Origin of the sequence: Mesorhizobium sp. LHD-90 (genome assembly GCF_030929505.1) — a bacterium.
GTDB lineage: Bacteria > Pseudomonadota > Alphaproteobacteria > Rhizobiales > Rhizobiaceae > Kumtagia.
Window position 1 is genome coordinate 89,269 of the sequence record NZ_JAVFVV010000011.1, and the last position, 18,483, is coordinate 107,751.

Consider the following 18,483-nt stretch of genomic DNA (forward strand, 5'->3'; position numbering starts at 1 on the left):
CACTCGGCGGTGGCTGACCTTGACAGCTCGCGCTGATTGTAGCCAATTGTGTAGAACCTATCATACAGGTTTGTCGTTTCTGGAGGACACGAATGCAGGGGCGTTCCCTGTCGCAGGAGGATGCCAGTCCCGGATTGGTGAGCGCCGCCATCCAGGCCATCACCCAGCATATCCGGACGGAAGGCCTCGGGCCGGGCGATCTTCTGCCCAGCGAGGCCGACATGACCCGGCGGCTCAATGTCTCGAGGACCGTCGTGCGCGAAGCGTTGCGGTCGCTCTCGGCGATGCGCCTGATCGACATGAGCGCAGGCCGGCGCGCCAGTGTCGCCAAGCTCGACATAAGCGCCATGTCGATGGTGATCGAACATGGCGTCACCACCGAGCAGATCAGCGTCCAGCAGGTCTATGACGTACGCCGCACGATCGAGATGCGGACCGTGGCGCTGGCCGCGTTGCGGCGGACCGACGCCGAGGCCGCCGAAATCGCCGATCGCGCCCGGCTGATGCGGGAGAACTGCAAAAAGCCCGAGATCGTCATGGAGCATGACATCGCCTTCCACGAGGCGATCGCCAAGGCGTCCCACAATCCCGTTTTCGCCCTGATCGTCAATGCCTTCAGCGGGGTGACGCGGCGCACCTGGGTGATCGGCTGGCGCACGCGCGCCTCCGAAGCGGAGCAGTTGAAGATGATCGAGGGCCACCAGGAGATCGCGCGGGCAATCGGCGCCGGCGATCCGCGCCGCGCCGCCGAACACATGGCCGAGCATTTCGACAAGAGCGTCAAGGCGCTGATCGATGCGGGGATCGCCTGAGATGAAGATCACGGCGATCGAAACTATCCGCATCGAGGAACGGCCCAATCTGCTTTGGGTCGAAGTGCATACGGACGAGGGCATCACGGGCCTCGGCGAGACCTTTTTCCTGGCGCGCACGGTCGCAGAATATTTGCACGAATATGTCGCACCGCGGGTCATCGGCCGCGACCCCCGGCAGATCGACCTGCTGTCGGCCGATCTCGTCGGCTATCTCGGTTTCCGATCGACGGGCGCGGAGGTGCGCGGCAATTCCGCCTTCGACATCGCGCTTTGGGACATTTTCGGCAAGGCGACCGGCCAGCCGGTAGCCCAACTCCTCGGCGGCTTCTCCAGGCAATCGATCCGCACCTACAACACCTGCGCGGGCACCGAATACATCAAGGATGACAGGGGCCAGACGACCGCCAATTACGGCCTCGCCGCGAAAGGCGGCTATGACGACCTGAACGGTTTCCTGCACCGTGCCGACGAGCTCGCCGAGGAGCTTCTGGAGGACGGAATCACGGCCATGAAGATATGGCCGTTCGACCACGCGGCCGAGAGGACGCGCGGCCTCGACATCTCCGCCGCCGATATGAAGGCGGCGCTCCAGCCCTTCGAGAAGATCAGGAAGGCCGTCGGCGACAAGATGGATATCATGGTCGAGTTCCATTCCATGTGGCAGCTCCTGCCGGCGATCCGGATCGCGCAGGCGCTCGCCCCCTACGGCACCTACTGGCACGAGGACCCGATCCGCATGGACAGCCTCGCCGACCTGAAGCGCTACGCGGCGGCAAGTGCTGCGCCGATCTCGGCGTCGGAGACGCTGGGCAGCCGCTCCGCCTTCCGCGACCTTCTGGAGACGGGTGCTGCCGGCATCGTCATGCTCGACATTTCCTGGTGCGGCGGGCTTTCGGAGGCGCGCAAGATCGCCGCCATGGCCGAGGCCTGGAAGCTCCCGGTGGCACCGCACGACTGCACCGGGCCGGTGGTGCTCACTGCCTCCACGCACCTGTCGCTCAATGCGCCCAACGCCCTCGTGCAGGAGAGCGTGCGGGCGTTCTACCGGACCTGGTATCGCGATCTCGTCACCGCGCTGCCGGAAGTGAAGGACGGCATGATCACCGTGCCGCCCGGGCCGGGTCTCGGGCTTGAACTCAGCCCCGACCTCGGCCGCGCCTACACCGTTCACCGCCGCGTCTCCGACGCGGCTTCCATCTGAAAATCCAACCGGGAGGACTACCTATGAAAAGAATGACGGCGAAACTTCTGCTCGGCGCGGCCCTGCTCGCCATGCCCTTCGCGGCAAACGCGCAGGAACCGATGAACATCGTCTTCACACACCATTCCTCGGCCTCCAACCCGTTCTGGCAGGCGGTCAAGAAGGGTTTCGACGACGCCTGCGCGAAAATCCAGGCGAACTGCCAGATGGTCTTCACCCAGACCGAAGGCTCGATCGAACAGCAGTCCGCCAACATGCAGGCCGCGCTCGCGGCGAGCCCCGACGCGTTGATCACCTCGATCGTCGACAACAACGCCTTTGACCAGATCATCGCCGACGCGCGCGCCGCCGGCGTCACCGTCATTGCCTCCAATGTCGACGACACCGAGGGTGCTGCCGGCAACGCCCGGCAGGCCTTCATCGGCCAGGGTTTTATCCCCGCCGGCTACGAGCTCGGCAAGAAGATGTCGGAGTTCTTCCCCAAGGACGGCAAGATCCGGGCGCTTGTCGGCGTCTCGGCTCCCGGCCAGAACTGGTCCGAGCAGCGCGCCGCCGGCGTGATGAAGTTCCTGGAGGAGTTCAAGGCGGCCAATCCCGGCCGCGAGGTGGTCATCGAGCGGCTCGACACCGGCACCGACGGCGCCGTGGTGGCGGATCGCGTCGGCGCGTATCTGTCGGCCAACCCCGACACCACCGTCTATTTTGATACCGGCCTGTGGCACGCCTATGTCGCGCAGGTGCTGGTCGATCGCGGCGTTCCGCCTGGCAAGGTGCTGATGGGCGGCTTCGACATCGTCTCGGAGGTCCTCCAGCAGATGGAAGCCGGCTATATCCAGGTGCAGGTCGACCAGCAGCCCTACATGCAGGGTTTCATGCCGGTCATGGAAGCCTACCTCTCGAAGAATATCGGGCTCCTGCCGGCCGATATCGATACCGGCAAGGGCATCATCGTCAAGGAGGACGTGCCGAAACTCAAGGAACTTGCCGCGCAGGGCGTGCGGTAGGACGAAAACGTCTCCGATCCCTTCTCCCCGTTTCACGGGTAGGTCCGCAGGACGCCCCGAAAGGGCGGATGAGGGGCAGCGCCAAACCTCGATGAGTTCGCGCTGCCTCTCACCCCTACCCTCCCCCCGTGAAGAACGGGGAGAGGGGTTGTCAACGTCGGCTGGTCAAACTTCAGTCGAAGCATCTCTCGCACCGGGAGCGTTCATGAAGCGCCTGATGAAAATCTACCTGGAGAAGCCGGAACTCGCTGCGGTGGTGTTCCTGCTTCTCCTGCTCGTCGTCTTCCAGATCCGATCGAATGGCGTTTTCCTCAATCCTCAGAACCTGCGCGGCATGCTCGGCCTCCTGCCCGAAATGGGGCTGGTGGCGATAGGCGTGACGCTGCTGATGATCTGCGGCGAGTTCGACCTATCGGTGGGCTCGGTCTTCGCGCTGACGCCGATGACGATGGCGGTGCTACTGGCGGCCGGCGTGCCCTTTGCGCCAGCCTTCGCGGCCGGCCTGGCGCTCGCCGCGCTGATCGGCTTCATCAACGGCTTCATCACGATAAGATTTGCCATACCGAGTTTCATCACCACGCTCGGCATGATGTTCATTGCCCGCTCGCTGACCGTGGTGATCTCCGGTGGCTTCCCGCCGGTCCTGCCCGCCAATTCGCTGCCGAAATGGCTGTTCACCGTCTATGTCGGCCCCGGCGATCTGTTCCGCATGTCGTTCTTCTGGTTCCTCGCGGTGGCCGTCCTGGTCACTGTGCTGCTGTCGCGCACCAATTTCGGCAACTGGGTGCGGGCCACCGGCGGCTTCCTGCCGGCCGCGCAATCGATGGGCATTCCAACGGCGCGCGTCAAAATCGCCTGCTTCATGATCTGCTCGGTGCTAGCTGGTTTTGCCGGTACCATCCAGGTGATGCGGCTCGGCGCGCCGCTGCCCTCGATCGGCGAGGGGCTGGAACTCCAGGCGGTTTCGGCGGCAGTGATCGGCGGCACGTCGCTGCTCGGCGGCATCGGCACGATCTTCGGCGGGATCGTCGGCGCGGCGCTGATCCGCGTCATCGACAACGGGCTGGTGCTCTCCCAGGTCGACGCCAACTGGTTCAAGATGGCGATCGGCTTCCTGACCATCTTCGCCGTGGTGGTGAATGCCTGGATGCGCAAGCGCGCCCGCGCGATCAAGGTGGAGACCTGACCATGGCGGCGCCGATCATCGAAATCCGCAATCTGCAGAAATGGTATTCGGGCGTTCACGCGCTGAAAAACGTGTCGCTGGACATCTATCCCAACGAAGCGCTCGGGCTGGTCGGCGACAACGGCGCCGGCAAGTCGACGCTGATCAACATTCTTTCCGGCACCCAGAAGCCGGATGGCGGCGAGATCAGGCTGGAAGGCCAGCCGGTGCGCTTCTCCAATCCGCGCGACGCGATGGATCGCGGCATCGAGACGATCTATCAGTACAACTCGATGGTTCCGACCATGACGATCGCCCGCAACGTCTTCATCGGCCGCGAGCCGTTGAAGATGTCGGTGTTCGGCATCGGCATCCTCGACCAGGACAGGATGCGCAGCGAAAGCGTCAAGGCGATCGCCGATGTCGATCTGCATCTACGCTCGCCCGACGCGCTTGTCGGCGAGCTATCCGGCGGGCAGCGGCAGGGCGTGGCGATCGCGCGTGCCATGCATTTCAAGTCGAAGGTGATGATCCTCGACGAGCCGACCAACCACCTGTCGGTCAAGGAGACCAACAAGGTGATCGGTTTCGTGCGCGGCCTGAAGGCGCAGAGCGTGACCGGCGTCTTTATCAGCCACAACATGCACCACGTCTTTGAGTGCTGCGACCGCATCGTGGCGATGGCGCGCGGCGAAATCGTGCTGGACAAGAGGATCGGGGATACCTCGATAGACGAAATCCACAGCGTGCTGTGACCCAGGACGGGCGGAAATCGTAAATTCGTCCGGCGGGGCAATGTCGGGGCAAATGTGCTGCATGACGTTGGCGACGCCGGGCCGACACGATGCGTGCTTAGCCGCTGCAGCAGGGTATTACATGCTTCGGGCGGATTTCGGACAGACCTACCGTTCGTCCGGAGGATGACGCGGCGACCGCTCGTTCGAGAACGAAATTCCGGCGGACGACCGCACGGAGCGCGCCGTTTCCAGAAGGTTGAGCAGCGGTTCGTCGTTGACGATCAGCCCCTCGTCGCGGACAAGGGCGGCGAAAGCATCGACGAACTCGTCGCCGCGTCTTTCGAAGAGCAGGCGGTTTAGCAGCAGCCCCGCCTTGGCGCCGGGCGCCGAAGGCTCGGTCGCTTTCGACACGTCAGATTCTCCAGATCCCCGCACAGCGCATCATACGAATAATTGCATGTGCCCTCTAGCATGATGCTGGCAAATGGTTAAGCGCTCTGACGAAATTTAATATCGGGTTTCGGATAGTTCATTTCAGGAGGCTGCAGAGATGAAGCAGTCCCATGGGCGGCGAAATTTAGCCGGGCGCTTGCACCATCATTCGCTTGCAGCCGGGAGGCGCTGCCTCTAGCTTTCTCGGAAAACACAAGGGAAACGCCGATGTTGCCTGGCCTCAAGGCCGGATTCGAGTTGGATGCGCGGCTGGAAGCCGACAGCGTCTCGGTGATGTGGCTTGGGCTGTGCGAGCTTCGGCTGATGAACGACCGGCGCTGGCCCTGGCTATTGCTCGTACCACAGCGTCCCGGCATCGAGGAACTTCACGACCTAACACCGCTCGACCAGGCCATGCTGACCTTCGAGACAAACATGGTCGCTCAGGGGCTGAAGCGCGCGACGAGGTGCACAAAGATCAATTCCGGAGCACTGGGCAACATCGTGCGGCAGTTGCACGTCCACGTCATCGCGCGCAGCGAAGGCGATCCGGGCTGGCCCGGTCCCGTCTGGGGTTTCGGCACGCGAGAGCCCTACAGCGCCCGGGACAAACACAGCTTCATCGACAAGATCAGGGCCGCGCTATAGGGTCGAGGCTCCGACTCATGCCGTTTCAATCATGACCTTTAGCCTCTTCGACGCGCCCGAGCGCGAACCCAGCCAGTTCGTCGGCTTCGCAGGCAACCGCATCGACCGTCAGGCCGAGAAGCGCAGCGATGCGGCCGTTCAACTCGCGCTTGTCGACCCAACTGCACGAATCCTGCTGGCACGTGGTGGAAGGGCTTACCTGAAGCTGAACGGCACGGGCTTCGACGGCTATTTTTCGCAAGCCGAGGCTGAGGGGTTTGGCGCTGGGCTCGCTGAAGCGATCCTGCTTGGTATCGACGAGCGCGGGCCGATTCTCGCGGCCATGGCCGGCGTCGAACCGGAGCAACTGCCGGAAGCCATCAAGGCGATCGACTATCGGTCGGTCTACAGCCAAGGCCTTCTCGGCCCTTCCGAGATCGGAGCGCTGGCGCAGGCTGCTTCCTTGCTCGCCTGGCACGCCAACCACCAGTTCTGCGGCCGTTGCGGCCGGAAGACCGAGATCCGGGCGGGCGGCTACAAGCGGCACTGCCCCAACTGCGGAACCGAGCACTTTCCGCGCACCGACCCTGTTGCCATCATGCTGACGGTCACGCGCGAACAATGCCTGCTCGGACGCGGAGCGCATTTCGCGCCGGGCATGTATTCGGCGCTAGCGGGTTTCATCGAGCCCGGCGAGACCATCGAGGCGGCGGTTCGCCGCGAGACGCTTGAGGAAGCCGGCATCCGGCTGGGGCGTGTCGTCTATCACGCCAGCCAGCCCTGGCCATTCCCGTACTCGCTGATGATCGGCTGTTTCGGCGAGGCGCTGAACCAGGACATAAAGCGCGACGAGGCGGAACTTGAGGACTGCCGCTGGTTCTCGCGCGACGAGGTGCTTGCCGCGCTGGCGAAAGAGCATCCGGGCGGCGTATTCGTGCCACCCTCGGGCGCGATCGCCCACCATCTCATCCGCTTCTGGGCTGAAAACCCATAACGCTAGATTTCATGCTCAAGGAAGAACGCATGATTCGGCATACCGTCGTTTTCACGTTGAGGCATAAGCCGGGCTCGCCGGAAGAGCGCGACTTCCTTGACGAAGCGCAGAAGCTTGCCGGCATACCCGGTGTCGAAAAGTTCGAGCAGTTGCGGCAGGTCAGCCCCAAGAACGATTTTCGCTTCGGCTTCTCGATGGAGTTTTCCGACCAGGCCGCCTATGCGAGCTACAACGACCACCCGTTCCACGTCGCCTTTGTTCGCGACCGCTGGGTTCCGGAGGTCGAAAAATTCCTGGAGATCGACTACAAGCCGCTCGAGCGGTCTGGCACACCTTAGTAGCCTGCCAGACAAGGCTGTCCGGTCAGGATCATGCGTGACTGACCGCGTACCGCAGTATGACCCCGCCGTTCGGCAACGGCCGTGCCTCCAGACGGCTGAGCTCGACTGGCGCGCCCGGCTTGAAGAGCGGTGTGCCCTTGCCCATCAGAAGCGGCACTACGCACAGAATGATCTCGTCGACCAAACCTTCCTGGAGGAGTGAATGCGTCAGGTCGGCGCTGCCAAAGACATAAAGGTTCTTCTGCGATCCGGCCTTCAATTCACGGATCGCGGCGCCGATGTCGCCGGTGACACGTGTGTTGTTCCAGTCCGCCGTCTTCAGCGTATGCGAGGCGACCAGCTTTGGCAGGGCGTTCATGAATGTCGTGATCGGGCCGGGCTCCGCCGTCTTCCAGTACGAAGCCATTCCTTCATACGTGCGTCGCCCGAAGATCAGCGACGCTGCATCATTGCCGAACTGCATGCTGAGCTCTTGCAGCTCAGGTCCCCAGACCTTGTTGTGAAATTCCAGGTCCCATGGTTTCTCTCCCTCGAAATATCCGTCGAGCGAGACGAGATTCCAGGCAATCAGCTTGGCCATAACAAGTGCTCTCGGTACCGACTGCGATATGCAATCAGTATCATACCGATTGCATTTTGCAAGCGGTTTTTGCCCGACGCTACCAGGTGCTCCGGAGGTCGGCCGTCAATCCGCGACGTTCCACTCCTCACGCGAATCGCTGCGCGGGTAGACGCCGAGGATGCGCATCTCCTTGGAGAAGAAGCGCAACTCGTCCAGCGCGTTCTTGACGCTGACGTCGTCCGGATGGCCTTCGATGTCGGCATAAAACAGCGTCGCAGTGAAGGCGCCGAGCTGGTAGCTTTCCAGCTTGGTCATGTTGACGCCATTGGTGGCGAAGCCGCCCATCGCCTTGTAGAGCGCCGCCGGCACGTTGCGCACGCGGAAGATGAAGGTGGTCATCATGCGCGCGTCGGGCGACGGGCGCTCCACCCACTGCTTGTTTTTGGTCAGTACGACGAAGCGGGTGACGTTGCTGTCGGTGTCTTCGACATTTTCTTCCAGAATGTCGAGGCCGTAGAGGCTGGCCGCCAGCCTCGGCGCCAACGCGGCCATGCTGCGATCGCCGACTTCGGCGACGAGTTTAGCTGCGCCGGCGGTATCGCCGGCGACCACCGGCTTCCAGCCGTTCTTGCGGATGTATTTTCGGCATTGGCCGAGCGCGTGGATATGGCTGTGGACCGTCTTGATTTCCTTGCGTGGTACGCCGGGCAGCGCCATCAACTGGAAATGGATCGGCAGAAAATATTCGCCGACGATGTGCAGCTTCGATTCGGGCAGGAGGTGATGGATATCGGCGACCCGGCCGGCGATCGTGTTCTCGATCGGGATCATGGCAAGGTCGGCCTTGCCGGTCTCCACCGCGTTGAAGGCGTCCTCGAAGGTCGGGCAGGGCAGCGGCTCCATGGCCGGAAACATGTTGCGGCAGGCCGTATCGGAATTGGCGCCGGGCTCGCCCTGGAAGGAGATACGATTGGTCTTGTCGGCCATGCTCAGGCTTTCTCGGTAAGGATTTCACGCGCTCGTTCGAGATCGTGCGGCGTGTCGACGCCGAGCGGCACGGCCCCGACGATTGCCGCGTCGATACGCATGCCGGCTTCCAGCGCCCGCAATTGCTCTAGCTTTTCACGCCTTTCCAGTGGCGAGGGTGGCAGCGAAACGAAACGGGTCAGTGCGGCGCGGCGATAAGCGTAGAGGCCGATGTGATGGTAGAGCGGGCCGTCGCCCCAGGGCGCGGTGGCGCGGGTGAAGTAGAGCGCCCTGAGCCGCGACGGCGACAGCGCCGAGCCGACAATCTTGACGACGTTGGGATTGGTCCGCTCCTCCTCGCGGAAAATCTCAACACCGAGCGTGCCGATGTCGACTGCCGGATCGTCGAGCGGCGACAGTGCGGCGGCAATGGTCGCCGGCTCGATCGTTGGCAAATCGCCCTGCACGTTGATAACCGTCTCGACCTCGGCATTGGGGTCGAGCGCCGACAGGGCCTCGAAGATGCGGTCGGAGCCGGATTCATGATCGACGCGCGTCATCACCGCTTCGTAGCCGTGAGTGCGAACCTCGTCGGCGACCGCCTCGGTGTCCGTCGCCACGACAACGCGGCCGAGCCCGCTCTCGGCGGCGCGGGCCGCCACATGCACGATCATCGGTTTGCCGGCGATGTCGGCCAGCGGCTTTCCCGGTAGGCGCGTCGAGGCCATGCGGGCGGGGATCAGGATCAGGTTTTTCATGGGCGGCTGGCTGGGGCGAAGGCTGTGTCAAAAGTGGCAAAAGGTCTCACGGCGAGCGCCCTTATAGGAGTTGCAACGCCCAAGCAAAAGACCTAGTTTCCGGCGCAACTTGACCGGGCGGCTTCCCGGTCGCGGCATCATGCCCGCGTGCTGGGAACCCGGCGGAGGGGCGGATCAGGAGCCTGGAGCGGATGGACTCTTTCGAATTCAACAAGCTGATCGGCGGACTGCTGGGCGCCGTATTCGTCGTCTTCTCCATCTCACTGGTTTCGGATGCGATCTTCGCGGCCCCCGCTCCGGAAAAGCCTGGTTATGCCGTAGAGGCCGCCGAGGAAGAGCATGGCGGCGGGGCAGCCGGCGGTGAGGCTGCCGCCCCGGAATCCGTCCTTCCGCTGCTGGCCTCCGCCAACCCCGAGGCGGGCGCCGCGGTGTTCAAGAAATGCGCGGCCTGCCACACCGACGACAGCGGCGGCGCCAACAAGGTCGGGCCGAACCTCTGGGGCGTGGTGAACCGCCCGATCGCTTCGCATGCCGGCTTCGCCTATTCGGCGCCAATGAAGGACTTTGCGCAGGGCGGCAAGGTCGTCTGGGACTACGAGCATCTCGACCACTTCCTGGCTTCGCCGAAGGGCCTTGTGAAAGGCACTGCGATGGGTTTCGCCGGCTTGAAGAAGGTCCAGGAACGCGCAGACGTCATCGCCTACCTGCGCACCACTGCCGACAGCCCGGCGCCGTTGCCGGAGGCGTCCGCCGCGCCGGCTGCACCTGCAGCCGAGCCCGCTTCGGCGCCTGCGGACGCCACCAAGCCGGCTGATGCTGCCGCGCCGGCCGAGGGTGCAGCGCCCGCTCCGGCGGAGGCCGCTCCGAAACCCGCCGAAACCGCACCGGCCGAGGCGGCGCCGAAACCGGCCGAGCCCGCTCCGGCTCAATGACAAAATTGTAATTTTAGAAATCACGAAAAAGCCGGGTTCTGCCCGGCTTTTTTGCTATCAGGACTTTCGATGCGGAGTGCGATGGTTTCCATTCAGGCCGCATGGACTAGGTTTGGACGAATGACGAGCTGGAGATCGCCGATGAAGGTTTTGCCGCGCGTGGGGAAAGCTGTTCTGGCGGCCGCCATGGTCATGTTTGCGGCGAATGCGGGCCAAGCCCAGGAATGGCAGACTTCTTCCTCGCTGATGGGCGAAACCAAATACGGCAAGGATTTTCAACACTATGACTACGTCAACCCCGACGCGCCGAAGGGCGGAACGCTGAATGCTGTCGCTTCCGGAACCTTCGACAGCTTCAATCCCTATATCGTTCGTGGCGCGCCGGCTGCCGGTTTGGCGCAATTCGGCGGCGGCCTGCTCTACGATACGCTGATGGAGCAGGCGATCGACGAGCCGAGCGTCAGCCATCCGCTCATTGCCGACGCTTTCAAATATCCGGACGATTACTCGTCCGCGACCTATAGGCTCGATCCTCGGGCAAAATGGCATGATGGACAGCCGATCAACGTCGAGGACGTCATCTGGTCGTTCAACGTGCTGAAGGCCAACAGCCCGATGTACAACCGCTACTACGAGAATGTCACCGAGGCAGTGGCGCTCAACGACCGCGAAGTCGAGTTCCGCTTCGACCAGAAGGGCAATCGCGAACTGCCGAAGATCATCGGCGACCTCGTCGTCCTGCCGAAGCACTGGTGGGAAGGTACGGACGCGAGCGGCAAGAGGCGCAACATCACGCAGCCGACGCTGGAGCCGCCGCTGGGATCCGCCGCCTACAAGATTGCCAGTTTCAAACCTGGCTCGGAAATTGTCTGGGAACGGGTCAAGGACTACTGGGGGTCAAAGCTTCCGGTGAAGATCGGCCGGGAGAACTTCGACAGGCGCAAATACGTCTACATCCAGGACGACAATGCAGCCTGGCAAGCCTTCACAAAGGGCGGGCTGGAAGACATCCAGGCGGAGGCGAGTTCTCGCCGCTGGGCAACCTACTACAATTTCCCTGCGTTCAAGGCTGGCGATGTCCTCAAGAAGGAGTTTCCGGCGACGTCCCGCGCTTCCATGCAGGGTTTTGCCATGAATATGCGCCGGCCGCTGTTTCAGGACGTCAAGGTTCGCGAGGCGCTGTCCTACGCCTTCGATTTCGAGACTATGAACAGGACGACATTCTTCGGCTTCAACAGGCGCGTCAGCAGCTATTTCGTCGGAAGCGAACTGGCCTCGTCGGGCCTGCCGCAGGGCAAGGAACTGGCCATCCTCGAACCGTTCCGGGACCAGTTGCCGCCGGAGGTATTCACCGAGGAATACAAGCTTCCGGTTTATGAGCAGCCGAAACCCAAGGAAGGCGATCCGCCGCAGCCGGAGCCGGCAAGCGCCCCCCAACCGGAGCGCACGCATTTACGCGAGATCATCAGGCTGTTCGGCGAGGCGGGATGGAAAATCCAGAACGGCAAGATGACCAACCAGAAAACGGGTCAGCCATTCAGATTCGAGATTCTCGGCAACAACGACACCGACGAGGTTATCTCCACTCCCTACATCAACATGCTGCGCAAGATCGGCATAGAAGCGACGCTCCGCATCGTCGATCCGAACCAATACGTCAATCGCCTAAACAACTTCGATTTCGACATGGTGACCACTGTTCTCGCCCAGTCGAATTCTCCGGGCAACGAGCAGCGCGACTATTGGTCGTCGAAAGCCGCGGAGACGCCAGGATCGCGCAACCTGTCCGGCATCAAGAATCCCGTTGTCGATGCGCTGGTCGACAAAGTGATCTTCGCAACCGATCGCGAGGAACTTGTCGCGGCCACCAACGCGCTCGATCGGGTGCTGCTCTGGAACTTCTACGTCGTTCCGCAGTACACGCGGCCTGTCGTCTGGCTGGCCTACTGGAACAAGTTCGGCATTCCGGAAAAGCAGCCTGACTATGTCGGACCCGACATCGAATCCTGGTGGATCGATCCGGAGAAGGAGAAGGCGCTGGCGGCGAAATATAAGGGCGTCAACTGATGCGCGCCTCCCGCCGGGATTTTCTGGCCGGCGCCGGCGCCACACTGGCGATCCCGCTGCTGCCGCGGCCGATCTTCGCGGCGAGCCCTACCGGCACGCCGCTGCATGGTCTCTCGGCATTCGGCGATCTGAAATATCCGGCTGACTTCAAGCATTTCGACTACGTCAATCCGGATGCACCGAAAGGTGGCCTGTTCAGCTTCTCCGTGCCGAACTGGCTTTACAACCAGAACCCGCAAACTTTCAACACGCTGAACAGCTTTGTGGCGCGCGGCGACGCACCGCCGCGCATGGAAATGTGTTTCGATTCCTTGATGACGAACAAGTCGACCACAGCCCTCGACGAGCCGGACGCCGTCTATGGCCTGCTCGCCGAAAGCGTCATCATCTCCGCAGACCGCAACAGCTTCGAATTCCTGCTGCGCTCGGAGGCGCGCTTTCACGATGGCTCGCCGCTCACCGCCGAGGACGCGGCCTTTACCTACAAGCTGTTCAAGGAGGATGGGCATCCCAGCCTTCTGCTGGTGCTTACCGAGATGACCGACGCCGTGGCGCTCGACCGCCATCGCCTGAGGCTCAGCTTTTCCGGCAAGCACTCGGAGCGTACGATCCTCGACGCGGTGATTTTTCCTATCCTGTCGAAGGCCTATTACACCGAGAACAGCTTCAAGAGCGGCGACCTCAAGCCGCCACTGGGTTCGGGGCCTTACAAGGTCGGTCGCATCTCGCCGGGACAGATCATCGAGTACGAGCGAGTCGCCGACTATTGGGGCAAAGATCTGCCGGTGAATCGCGGGGCCTACAATTTCGACCGCATCCGCATCGACTTCTACCTTAACAGACAGGCGGGATTCGAAGCCTTCAAGAAGGGCGACGTTCTCTACCGGCAGGAGTTTACGGCGCGGGTATGGGCAACCGACTACAACTTTCCAGCCCTCACGCAGGGTCGGGTGGTCAGGCGCGAATTTCCGGGCGAGAAGCGGCCGTCGATGCAGGCGGTGGCGATCAATCTGCGCCGTGAGCGCTTCCAGGACGTGCGGGTGCGCCAGGCGATCAACATGTGCTTCGATTTCCATTGGACGAAGCGCAACCTTTTCTACGATTCCTATGAGCGCTCGCAATCCAGTTTCGAGCGCTCCGACTACAAGGCCGAGGGCATCCCTTCAACGCAGGAGCTTGCGCTGCTGGAACCCTTGCGCCAGCAGCTTCCGCCCGAAGTGTTCGGCGAGGCGGTCATGCAGCCGATCTCCAATGCGTCCGGACGCGACCGCAAGCTGCTCGGCGCGGCGGCGAAGCTGCTTGCGGAGGCCGGCTGGAAACGCGACGGCGACGTGCTGGTCAATGCCGGGGGCGAACGGTTTGCACTCGAGTTTCTCGACGACGACGACAGCCTTCTGCGCACAATCGCGCCTTGGATCGAGAATCTGAAGGCGATCGGCGTCGACGCCTCGATGCGGATTATCGACGCCGCGCAGATGCAGGCTCGTCAGGCCGACTTCGATTTCGATCTTGTCATGATGGCGCTGTCCTGGGACGCCACGCCGACGGAAGACGGACTGGCGACGGCGTTTCATTCCCGCGCGGCGAAGCTGACCGGCTCGCGCAACCTGCCCGGCACCGCTGACCCGGCCGTCGACGCGCTCATCGCGGCGGTTGGCCGCGCGGCGGACAGGCAAAGTCACGTCATTGCGATGCGCGCGCTTGACAGGGTCTTGCGCGCGCGCCGGGACTGGATTCCATGCTGGTATTCGGCGAATCACCGCGCCGCCTTTTGGGACGTGTTCGGTTTCAAGGAGCCGAAGCCTGATTACGGGTTCCCGGTCGAGGCGATGTGGTGGTTCGACAAGGACAAGGCGGCGGCGATTGGGAAAGCCTGACATTTCTGTCGTAACGCGACGCTTCTGGGGCGCATCGCTCCGGTGCGGCACGATGCCATGCCTTTGGGTAGGGCGGACCTGACGAATGGGCGCCTATATCCTCCGCCGTATCTTGCTGATGATCCCGACGCTGTTCGGCATCATGGCGATATCCTTCGCCGTCATTCAGTTCGCCCCCGGCGGGCCCGTTGAGCAGGTGATATCGAGATTGACCGGCCAGGGCGGCGACTCGATGGACCGCGTCTCGGGCGGTGGCGGCGATATCGCCGGCGGCGGCAACCTGGACGCGGGCGGCCAGGTCACGTCCAGGTACCGCGGTGCGCAGGGCCTCGATCCCGAGTTCATCGCCAAGCTGGAACAACAGTTCGGTTTCGACAAGCCCCCGCTGGAGCGCTTCGGCCTGATGCTGTGGAATTATCTGCGCTTCGACTTCGGCGAAAGCTATTTCCGCGACATATCGGTCATCGATCTGATCCTCGAGAAGATGCCGGTGTCGGTTTCGCTCGGCCTGTGGATCACACTGATCTCCTACCTGATCTCCATTCCGCTGGGCATTCGCAAGGCGGTGCATGACGGCTCGGCCTTCGACGTCTGGACCAGCGGCGTGGTCATCATCGGCTATGCCATTCCCGGCTTCCTGTTCGCAATCCTGCTGATGGTGCTGTTCGCCGGCGGCTCCTTTTTCGACTGGTTCCCGCTGCGCGGGCTGACGTCGGACAACTGGGACCAGTTGTCATGGCCGGCGAGGATCGTCGACTATTTCTGGCACCTTGCGTTGCCCCTGACGGCGATGGTGCTGTCGGCCTTCGCCACCACGACCCTGCTCACAAAAAACTCGTTCCTCGACGAGGTCCGCAAGCAATATGTGGTGACAGCGCGAGCCAAGGGCCTTTCGGAACGGCGGGTGCTTTATGGCCATGTCTTCCGCAACGCCATGCTGATCGTCATCGCCGGCTTTCCCGCCGCCTTCATCTCGGTCTTCTTCACCGGCTCGCTGCTGATCGAAAACATCTTCTCTCTAGACGGACTCGGCCAACTCGGCTTCCGCTCGGTTCTCGACCGCGACTATCCGGTGGTGTTCGCCAACCTCTACATCTTCTCGCTGATCGGACTGATCGTCTCCCTGATCTCGGACCTCATCTATACCTGGATCGATCCGCGCATCGATTTCGAGACGAGGGACGTCTGATGGCCGAGGCTCTCGCCCCTGCCGAAGTCGAGCCGCCGGTGCGCCAGCGCAGACCCTGGGTCTCGCCGCTGAATCAGCGGCGCTGGCAGAGTTTCAAGGCCAACCGGCGCGGCTACTGGTCGCTCTGGATATTCCTCGTGCTTTTCGTGCTGTCGCTGTTTGCGGAACTGATCGCGAACGACCGCCCGCTGGTGATCTCCTACAAGGGCGAGATACTGTTTCCCGTCGCCGTGGCCTATCCGGAGGAAAGGTTCGGCGGCTTCCTGGCGGTCACCGACTATCGAGATCCGGTCATCCAGGACGAAATCAAGGCCAATGGCTGGATGATCTGGCCTGCGATCCGCTATTCCTACCGGACCGTCAACAACGAGATTCCCGAAGCCGCCCCGGCGAAACCGTCCTGGATGTACTCCAAGGAGCAGCGCTGCGCGCAATATCCGCAGGACGCGGAAGACGAGAACTGCACGCTGGGTAACTGGAACTGGCTGGGCACCGACGACCAGGCACGCGACGTGCTTGCCCGTGTCATCTATGGGTTCAGGATATCGGTGCTATTCGGCCTGCTGCTGACGGCCGGCGCTGCAGTCGTCGGTGTTTCCGGCGGCGCGATACAGGGTTATTACGGCGGCTGGCTCGATCTGATTTTCCAGCGCATCATCGAGATCTGGTCGGCTATCCCCGTACTCTATCTCTTGCTGATCATTTCGGCGATCCTGCCGCCCGGGTTCTTCATCCTGCTCGGGCTGATGCTGCTGTTTTCCTGGACGGCGTTCGTTGGCGTCGTGCGAGCCGAGTTCCTGCGTGCCCGCAACTTCGAATATGTGAATGCGGCGCGCGCGCTGGGCGTGCCCAATCGCACCATCATTTTCCGCCACCTCCTGCCGAACGCCATGGTCGCGACGCTGACCTTTCTGCCCTTCATCCTCAACGGTTCGATCACCACGCTGACCTCGCTTGACTTCCTCGGCTTCGGCCTACCTCCGGGCTCGGCCTCGCTCGGCGAGTTGCTGCGGCAGGGCCAGCGCAATCTCAACGCGCCGTGGCTCGGCCTCTCCGGCTTCTTCGTCATCTCGGTCATGCTGTCGCTGCTGATCTTTGTCGGCGAGGCGGTGCGCGACGCCTTCGATCCCAGGAAGACCTTCAAATGAGCGGCGGACCCCTGCTCTCCGTCCGCGACCTGTCGGTCGCCTTCACCCAGGGCGGCAAGACCTCGACCGCCGTCGACCATATTTCTTTCGACATCGGCAAGGGCGAGACGGTCGCGCTGGTCGGCGAATCGGGCTCTGGAAAATCCGTCTCGGCGCTGTCGGTGCTGAAGCTGCTGCCCTATCCGCCGGCCAGCCATCCGTCGGGAAAAATCCTGTTCGACGGTGACGATCTTCTGGCGAAGGACGAGGACGGCTTGCGCAAGGTGCGCGGCAACAAGATCACCATGATCTTCCAGGAGCCGATGACCTCGCTCAACCCGCTGCACACGATCGAGCAGCAGATCGTCGAGGTGCTGTCGCTGCATCAGGGCATGCGCGACCAGCCGGCGCGCAAGCGCACGCTCGAACTTTTGAACGAGGTCGGCATCCGCGAGCCTGAAAAACGCCTCGGCGCCTATCCGCACCAGCTCTCCGGCGGCCAGCGCCAGCGCGTGATGATCGCCATGGCGTTGGCCAACGAGCCGCGGCTGCTGATCGCCGACGAGCCGACGACAGCGCTCGACGTCACCGTGCAGGCGCAGATCCTCGAGTTGCTCGACGGCCTCAAGCGCAAGAACGGCATGTCGATGCTGTTCATTACCCATGACCTTGGCATCGTCCGGCGTATTGCCGACCGGGTCTGCGTGATGACGAAAGGCAAGATCGTCGAGACCGGTCCGACCGGGGAGATTTTCGCAAATCCGAAGCACGAATACACGCGCCACCTGCTGGCGGCCGAGCCGAAGGGACGCCCGCCGGCGACCAATACCGAAGCGAAGGCCGTCATGGTTGGCGACGAGGTGAAGGTGTGGTTCCCGATCAAGCAGGGTTTCTTCCGCCGTACTGTCGACCACGTGAAGGCGGTCGACGGCATCGACATCCAGGTGCGCGCTGGCCAGACGGTGGGCGTGGTCGGCGAGTCGGGATCGGGCAAGACGACGCTCGGGCTGGCGCTCTGCCGGATGATCTCGTCGCAGGGCCGTATCCGCTTCGAGGGAAAGGACATAGACCGGCTCTCCTTCAAGGACATGCGGCCGATGCGCAGCGAACTGCAGATTGTCTTTCAAGATCCGTATGGCTCGCTCAGCCCGCGTATGTCGGTCTCCGAGATCATCGAGGAAGGACTGCGTATCCACGAACCGTCCCTGTCGGCTGATTTCAGGGATAAGCGGGTCGTGGACTCCCTGAGGGAAGTCGGGCTCGATCCCGAGACCCGCTTCCGCTATCCGCACGAGTTTTCCGGCGGCCAGCGCCAGCGCATCGCCATCGCCCGGGCCATGGTGTTGAAGCCGCGCTTCGTCATGCTCGACGAGCCGACTTCGGCGCTCGACATGAGCGTGCAGGCGCAAGTGGTCGACCTGCTGCGCGCCCTGCAGGAGAAGCACGACCTCGCATATCTGTTCATCAGCCACGATCTGAAGGTCATCCGCGCGCTCGCCAACGAGGTCATCGTCATGCGTAACGGCCGTGTCGTCGAGCGTGGCCCCTCCGTCGAGATTTTCGAGCGCCCGCAGACGGACTACACGCGCGCCTTGATCTCCGCGGCGTTCCGCATCGAGACCGCGCCGACCGGTGTGGTAAGCGAGTGATGGCTTGCATCCCCACCCAATTGGGCTCTTGCACGAAACC

General features: G+C 62.7%; 18 protein-coding genes. 14 read left to right on the top strand and 4 right to left on the bottom strand.

Annotated elements, in window-relative coordinates; all coding sequences use genetic code 11:
• Positions 1-92: 92 nt before the first annotated feature.
• From RB623_RS16895 to RB623_RS16915, 5 genes are all read left to right on the top strand, one after another.
• Positions 93-812 (top strand): FadR/GntR family transcriptional regulator, encoded by a 720-nt coding sequence (locus RB623_RS16895; protein WP_308058072.1) that lies wholly within the window; start codon positions 93-95, stop codon positions 810-812.
• 1 nt (position 813) lies between these two features.
• Complete coding sequence (locus RB623_RS16900) at positions 814-2,016, top strand: mandelate racemase/muconate lactonizing enzyme family protein (protein WP_308058073.1); 1,203 nt, start codon at positions 814-816, stop codon at positions 2,014-2,016.
• Between the two features lie 32 nt (positions 2,017-2,048).
• A complete protein-coding gene (locus tag RB623_RS16905; protein ID WP_308058230.1) occupies positions 2,049-3,020 on the top strand; it encodes a sugar ABC transporter substrate-binding protein in 972 nt (323 codons plus the stop codon).
• Between the two features lie 205 nt (positions 3,021-3,225).
• Complete coding sequence (locus tag RB623_RS16910) at positions 3,226-4,206, top strand: ABC transporter permease (RefSeq protein ID WP_308058074.1); 981 nt, start codon at positions 3,226-3,228, stop codon at positions 4,204-4,206.
• A 2-nt stretch (positions 4,207-4,208) separates the two neighbouring features.
• Entirely contained in the window at positions 4,209-4,940 is a 732-nt protein-coding gene (locus RB623_RS16915; protein WP_308058075.1) for an ATP-binding cassette domain-containing protein, read from the top strand.
• 147 nt (positions 4,941-5,087) lie between these two features.
• On the opposite strand, the gene RB623_RS16920 is transcribed toward RB623_RS16915, so the two are convergent.
• A complete protein-coding gene (locus RB623_RS16920) occupies positions 5,088-5,333 on the bottom strand; it encodes a hypothetical protein (RefSeq protein WP_308058076.1) in 246 nt (81 codons plus the stop codon).
• A 249-nt stretch (positions 5,334-5,582) separates the two neighbouring features.
• Between RB623_RS16920 and RB623_RS16925 the strand changes: the two genes are divergently transcribed.
• Genes RB623_RS16925 through RB623_RS16935 form a run of 3 tightly spaced genes read left to right on the top strand, consistent with a single transcriptional unit; the run spans position 5,583 to position 7,313 of the window.
• Positions 5,583-6,002 (top strand): HIT family protein, encoded by a 420-nt coding sequence (locus RB623_RS16925; RefSeq protein ID WP_308058077.1) that lies wholly within the window; start codon positions 5,583-5,585, stop codon positions 6,000-6,002.
• 31 nt (positions 6,003-6,033) lie between these two features.
• Positions 6,034-6,975 (top strand): NAD(+) diphosphatase, encoded by a 942-nt coding sequence (gene nudC, locus RB623_RS16930; protein ID WP_308058078.1) that lies wholly within the window; start codon positions 6,034-6,036, stop codon positions 6,973-6,975.
• Positions 6,976-7,004: 29 nt separating this feature from the next.
• Positions 7,005-7,313 (top strand): Dabb family protein, encoded by a 309-nt coding sequence (locus RB623_RS16935; RefSeq protein ID WP_308058079.1) that lies wholly within the window; start codon positions 7,005-7,007, stop codon positions 7,311-7,313.
• Positions 7,314-7,344: 31 nt separating this feature from the next.
• Here the strand turns inward: RB623_RS16935 and RB623_RS16940 are convergent, their stop codons facing one another.
• The 3 genes from RB623_RS16940 to RB623_RS16950 all read right to left on the bottom strand — a co-directional run bounded on the left by RB623_RS16940 (position 7,345) and on the right by RB623_RS16950 (position 9,602).
• The gene (locus RB623_RS16940; protein ID WP_308058080.1) at positions 7,345-7,896 is read right to left on the bottom strand and encodes a dihydrofolate reductase family protein; all 552 of its coding nucleotides are present in this window, start codon (positions 7,894-7,896) and stop codon (positions 7,345-7,347) included.
• A gap of 105 nt (positions 7,897-8,001) precedes the next feature.
• Complete coding sequence (locus RB623_RS16945) at positions 8,002-8,865, bottom strand: prephenate dehydratase (protein WP_308058081.1); 864 nt, start codon at positions 8,863-8,865, stop codon at positions 8,002-8,004.
• A 2-nt stretch (positions 8,866-8,867) separates the two neighbouring features.
• A complete protein-coding gene (locus RB623_RS16950) occupies positions 8,868-9,602 on the bottom strand; it encodes a 3-deoxy-manno-octulosonate cytidylyltransferase (protein WP_308058082.1) in 735 nt (244 codons plus the stop codon).
• A 191-nt stretch (positions 9,603-9,793) separates the two neighbouring features.
• On the opposite strand from RB623_RS16950, the gene RB623_RS16955 reads away from it, so the two are divergent.
• The 6 genes from RB623_RS16955 (at position 9,794) to RB623_RS16980 (ending at position 18,443) form a co-directional block, all read left to right on the top strand.
• Positions 9,794-10,534, top strand: coding sequence for a cytochrome c family protein (locus RB623_RS16955; RefSeq protein ID WP_308058083.1), 741 nt, complete (start codon positions 9,794-9,796; stop codon positions 10,532-10,534).
• Between the two features lie 141 nt (positions 10,535-10,675).
• On the top strand, positions 10,676-12,601 hold the full coding sequence (locus RB623_RS16960) for an extracellular solute-binding protein (protein ID WP_308058084.1): 1,926 nt from the start codon (positions 10,676-10,678) through the stop codon (positions 12,599-12,601).
• Complete coding sequence (locus RB623_RS16965) at positions 12,601-14,478, top strand: extracellular solute-binding protein (protein ID WP_308058085.1); 1,878 nt, start codon at positions 12,601-12,603, stop codon at positions 14,476-14,478. The genes RB623_RS16960 and RB623_RS16965 overlap by 1 nt, the downstream gene beginning before the upstream one ends.
• 85 nt (positions 14,479-14,563) lie before the next feature.
• A complete protein-coding gene (locus tag RB623_RS16970) occupies positions 14,564-15,667 on the top strand; it encodes a microcin C ABC transporter permease YejB (protein WP_308058086.1) in 1,104 nt (367 codons plus the stop codon).
• Positions 15,667-16,815, top strand: a complete 1,149-nt coding sequence (locus RB623_RS16975) for an ABC transporter permease (RefSeq protein WP_308058087.1) — start codon at positions 15,667-15,669, stop codon at positions 16,813-16,815. Before RB623_RS16970 ends, RB623_RS16975 begins: the two co-directional genes overlap by 1 nt.
• On the top strand, positions 16,812-18,443 hold the full coding sequence (locus tag RB623_RS16980; RefSeq protein WP_308058088.1) for an ABC transporter ATP-binding protein: 1,632 nt from the start codon (positions 16,812-16,814) through the stop codon (positions 18,441-18,443). Before RB623_RS16975 ends, RB623_RS16980 begins: the two co-directional genes overlap by 4 nt.
• The last annotated feature ends 40 nt before the right edge of the window (positions 18,444-18,483 follow it).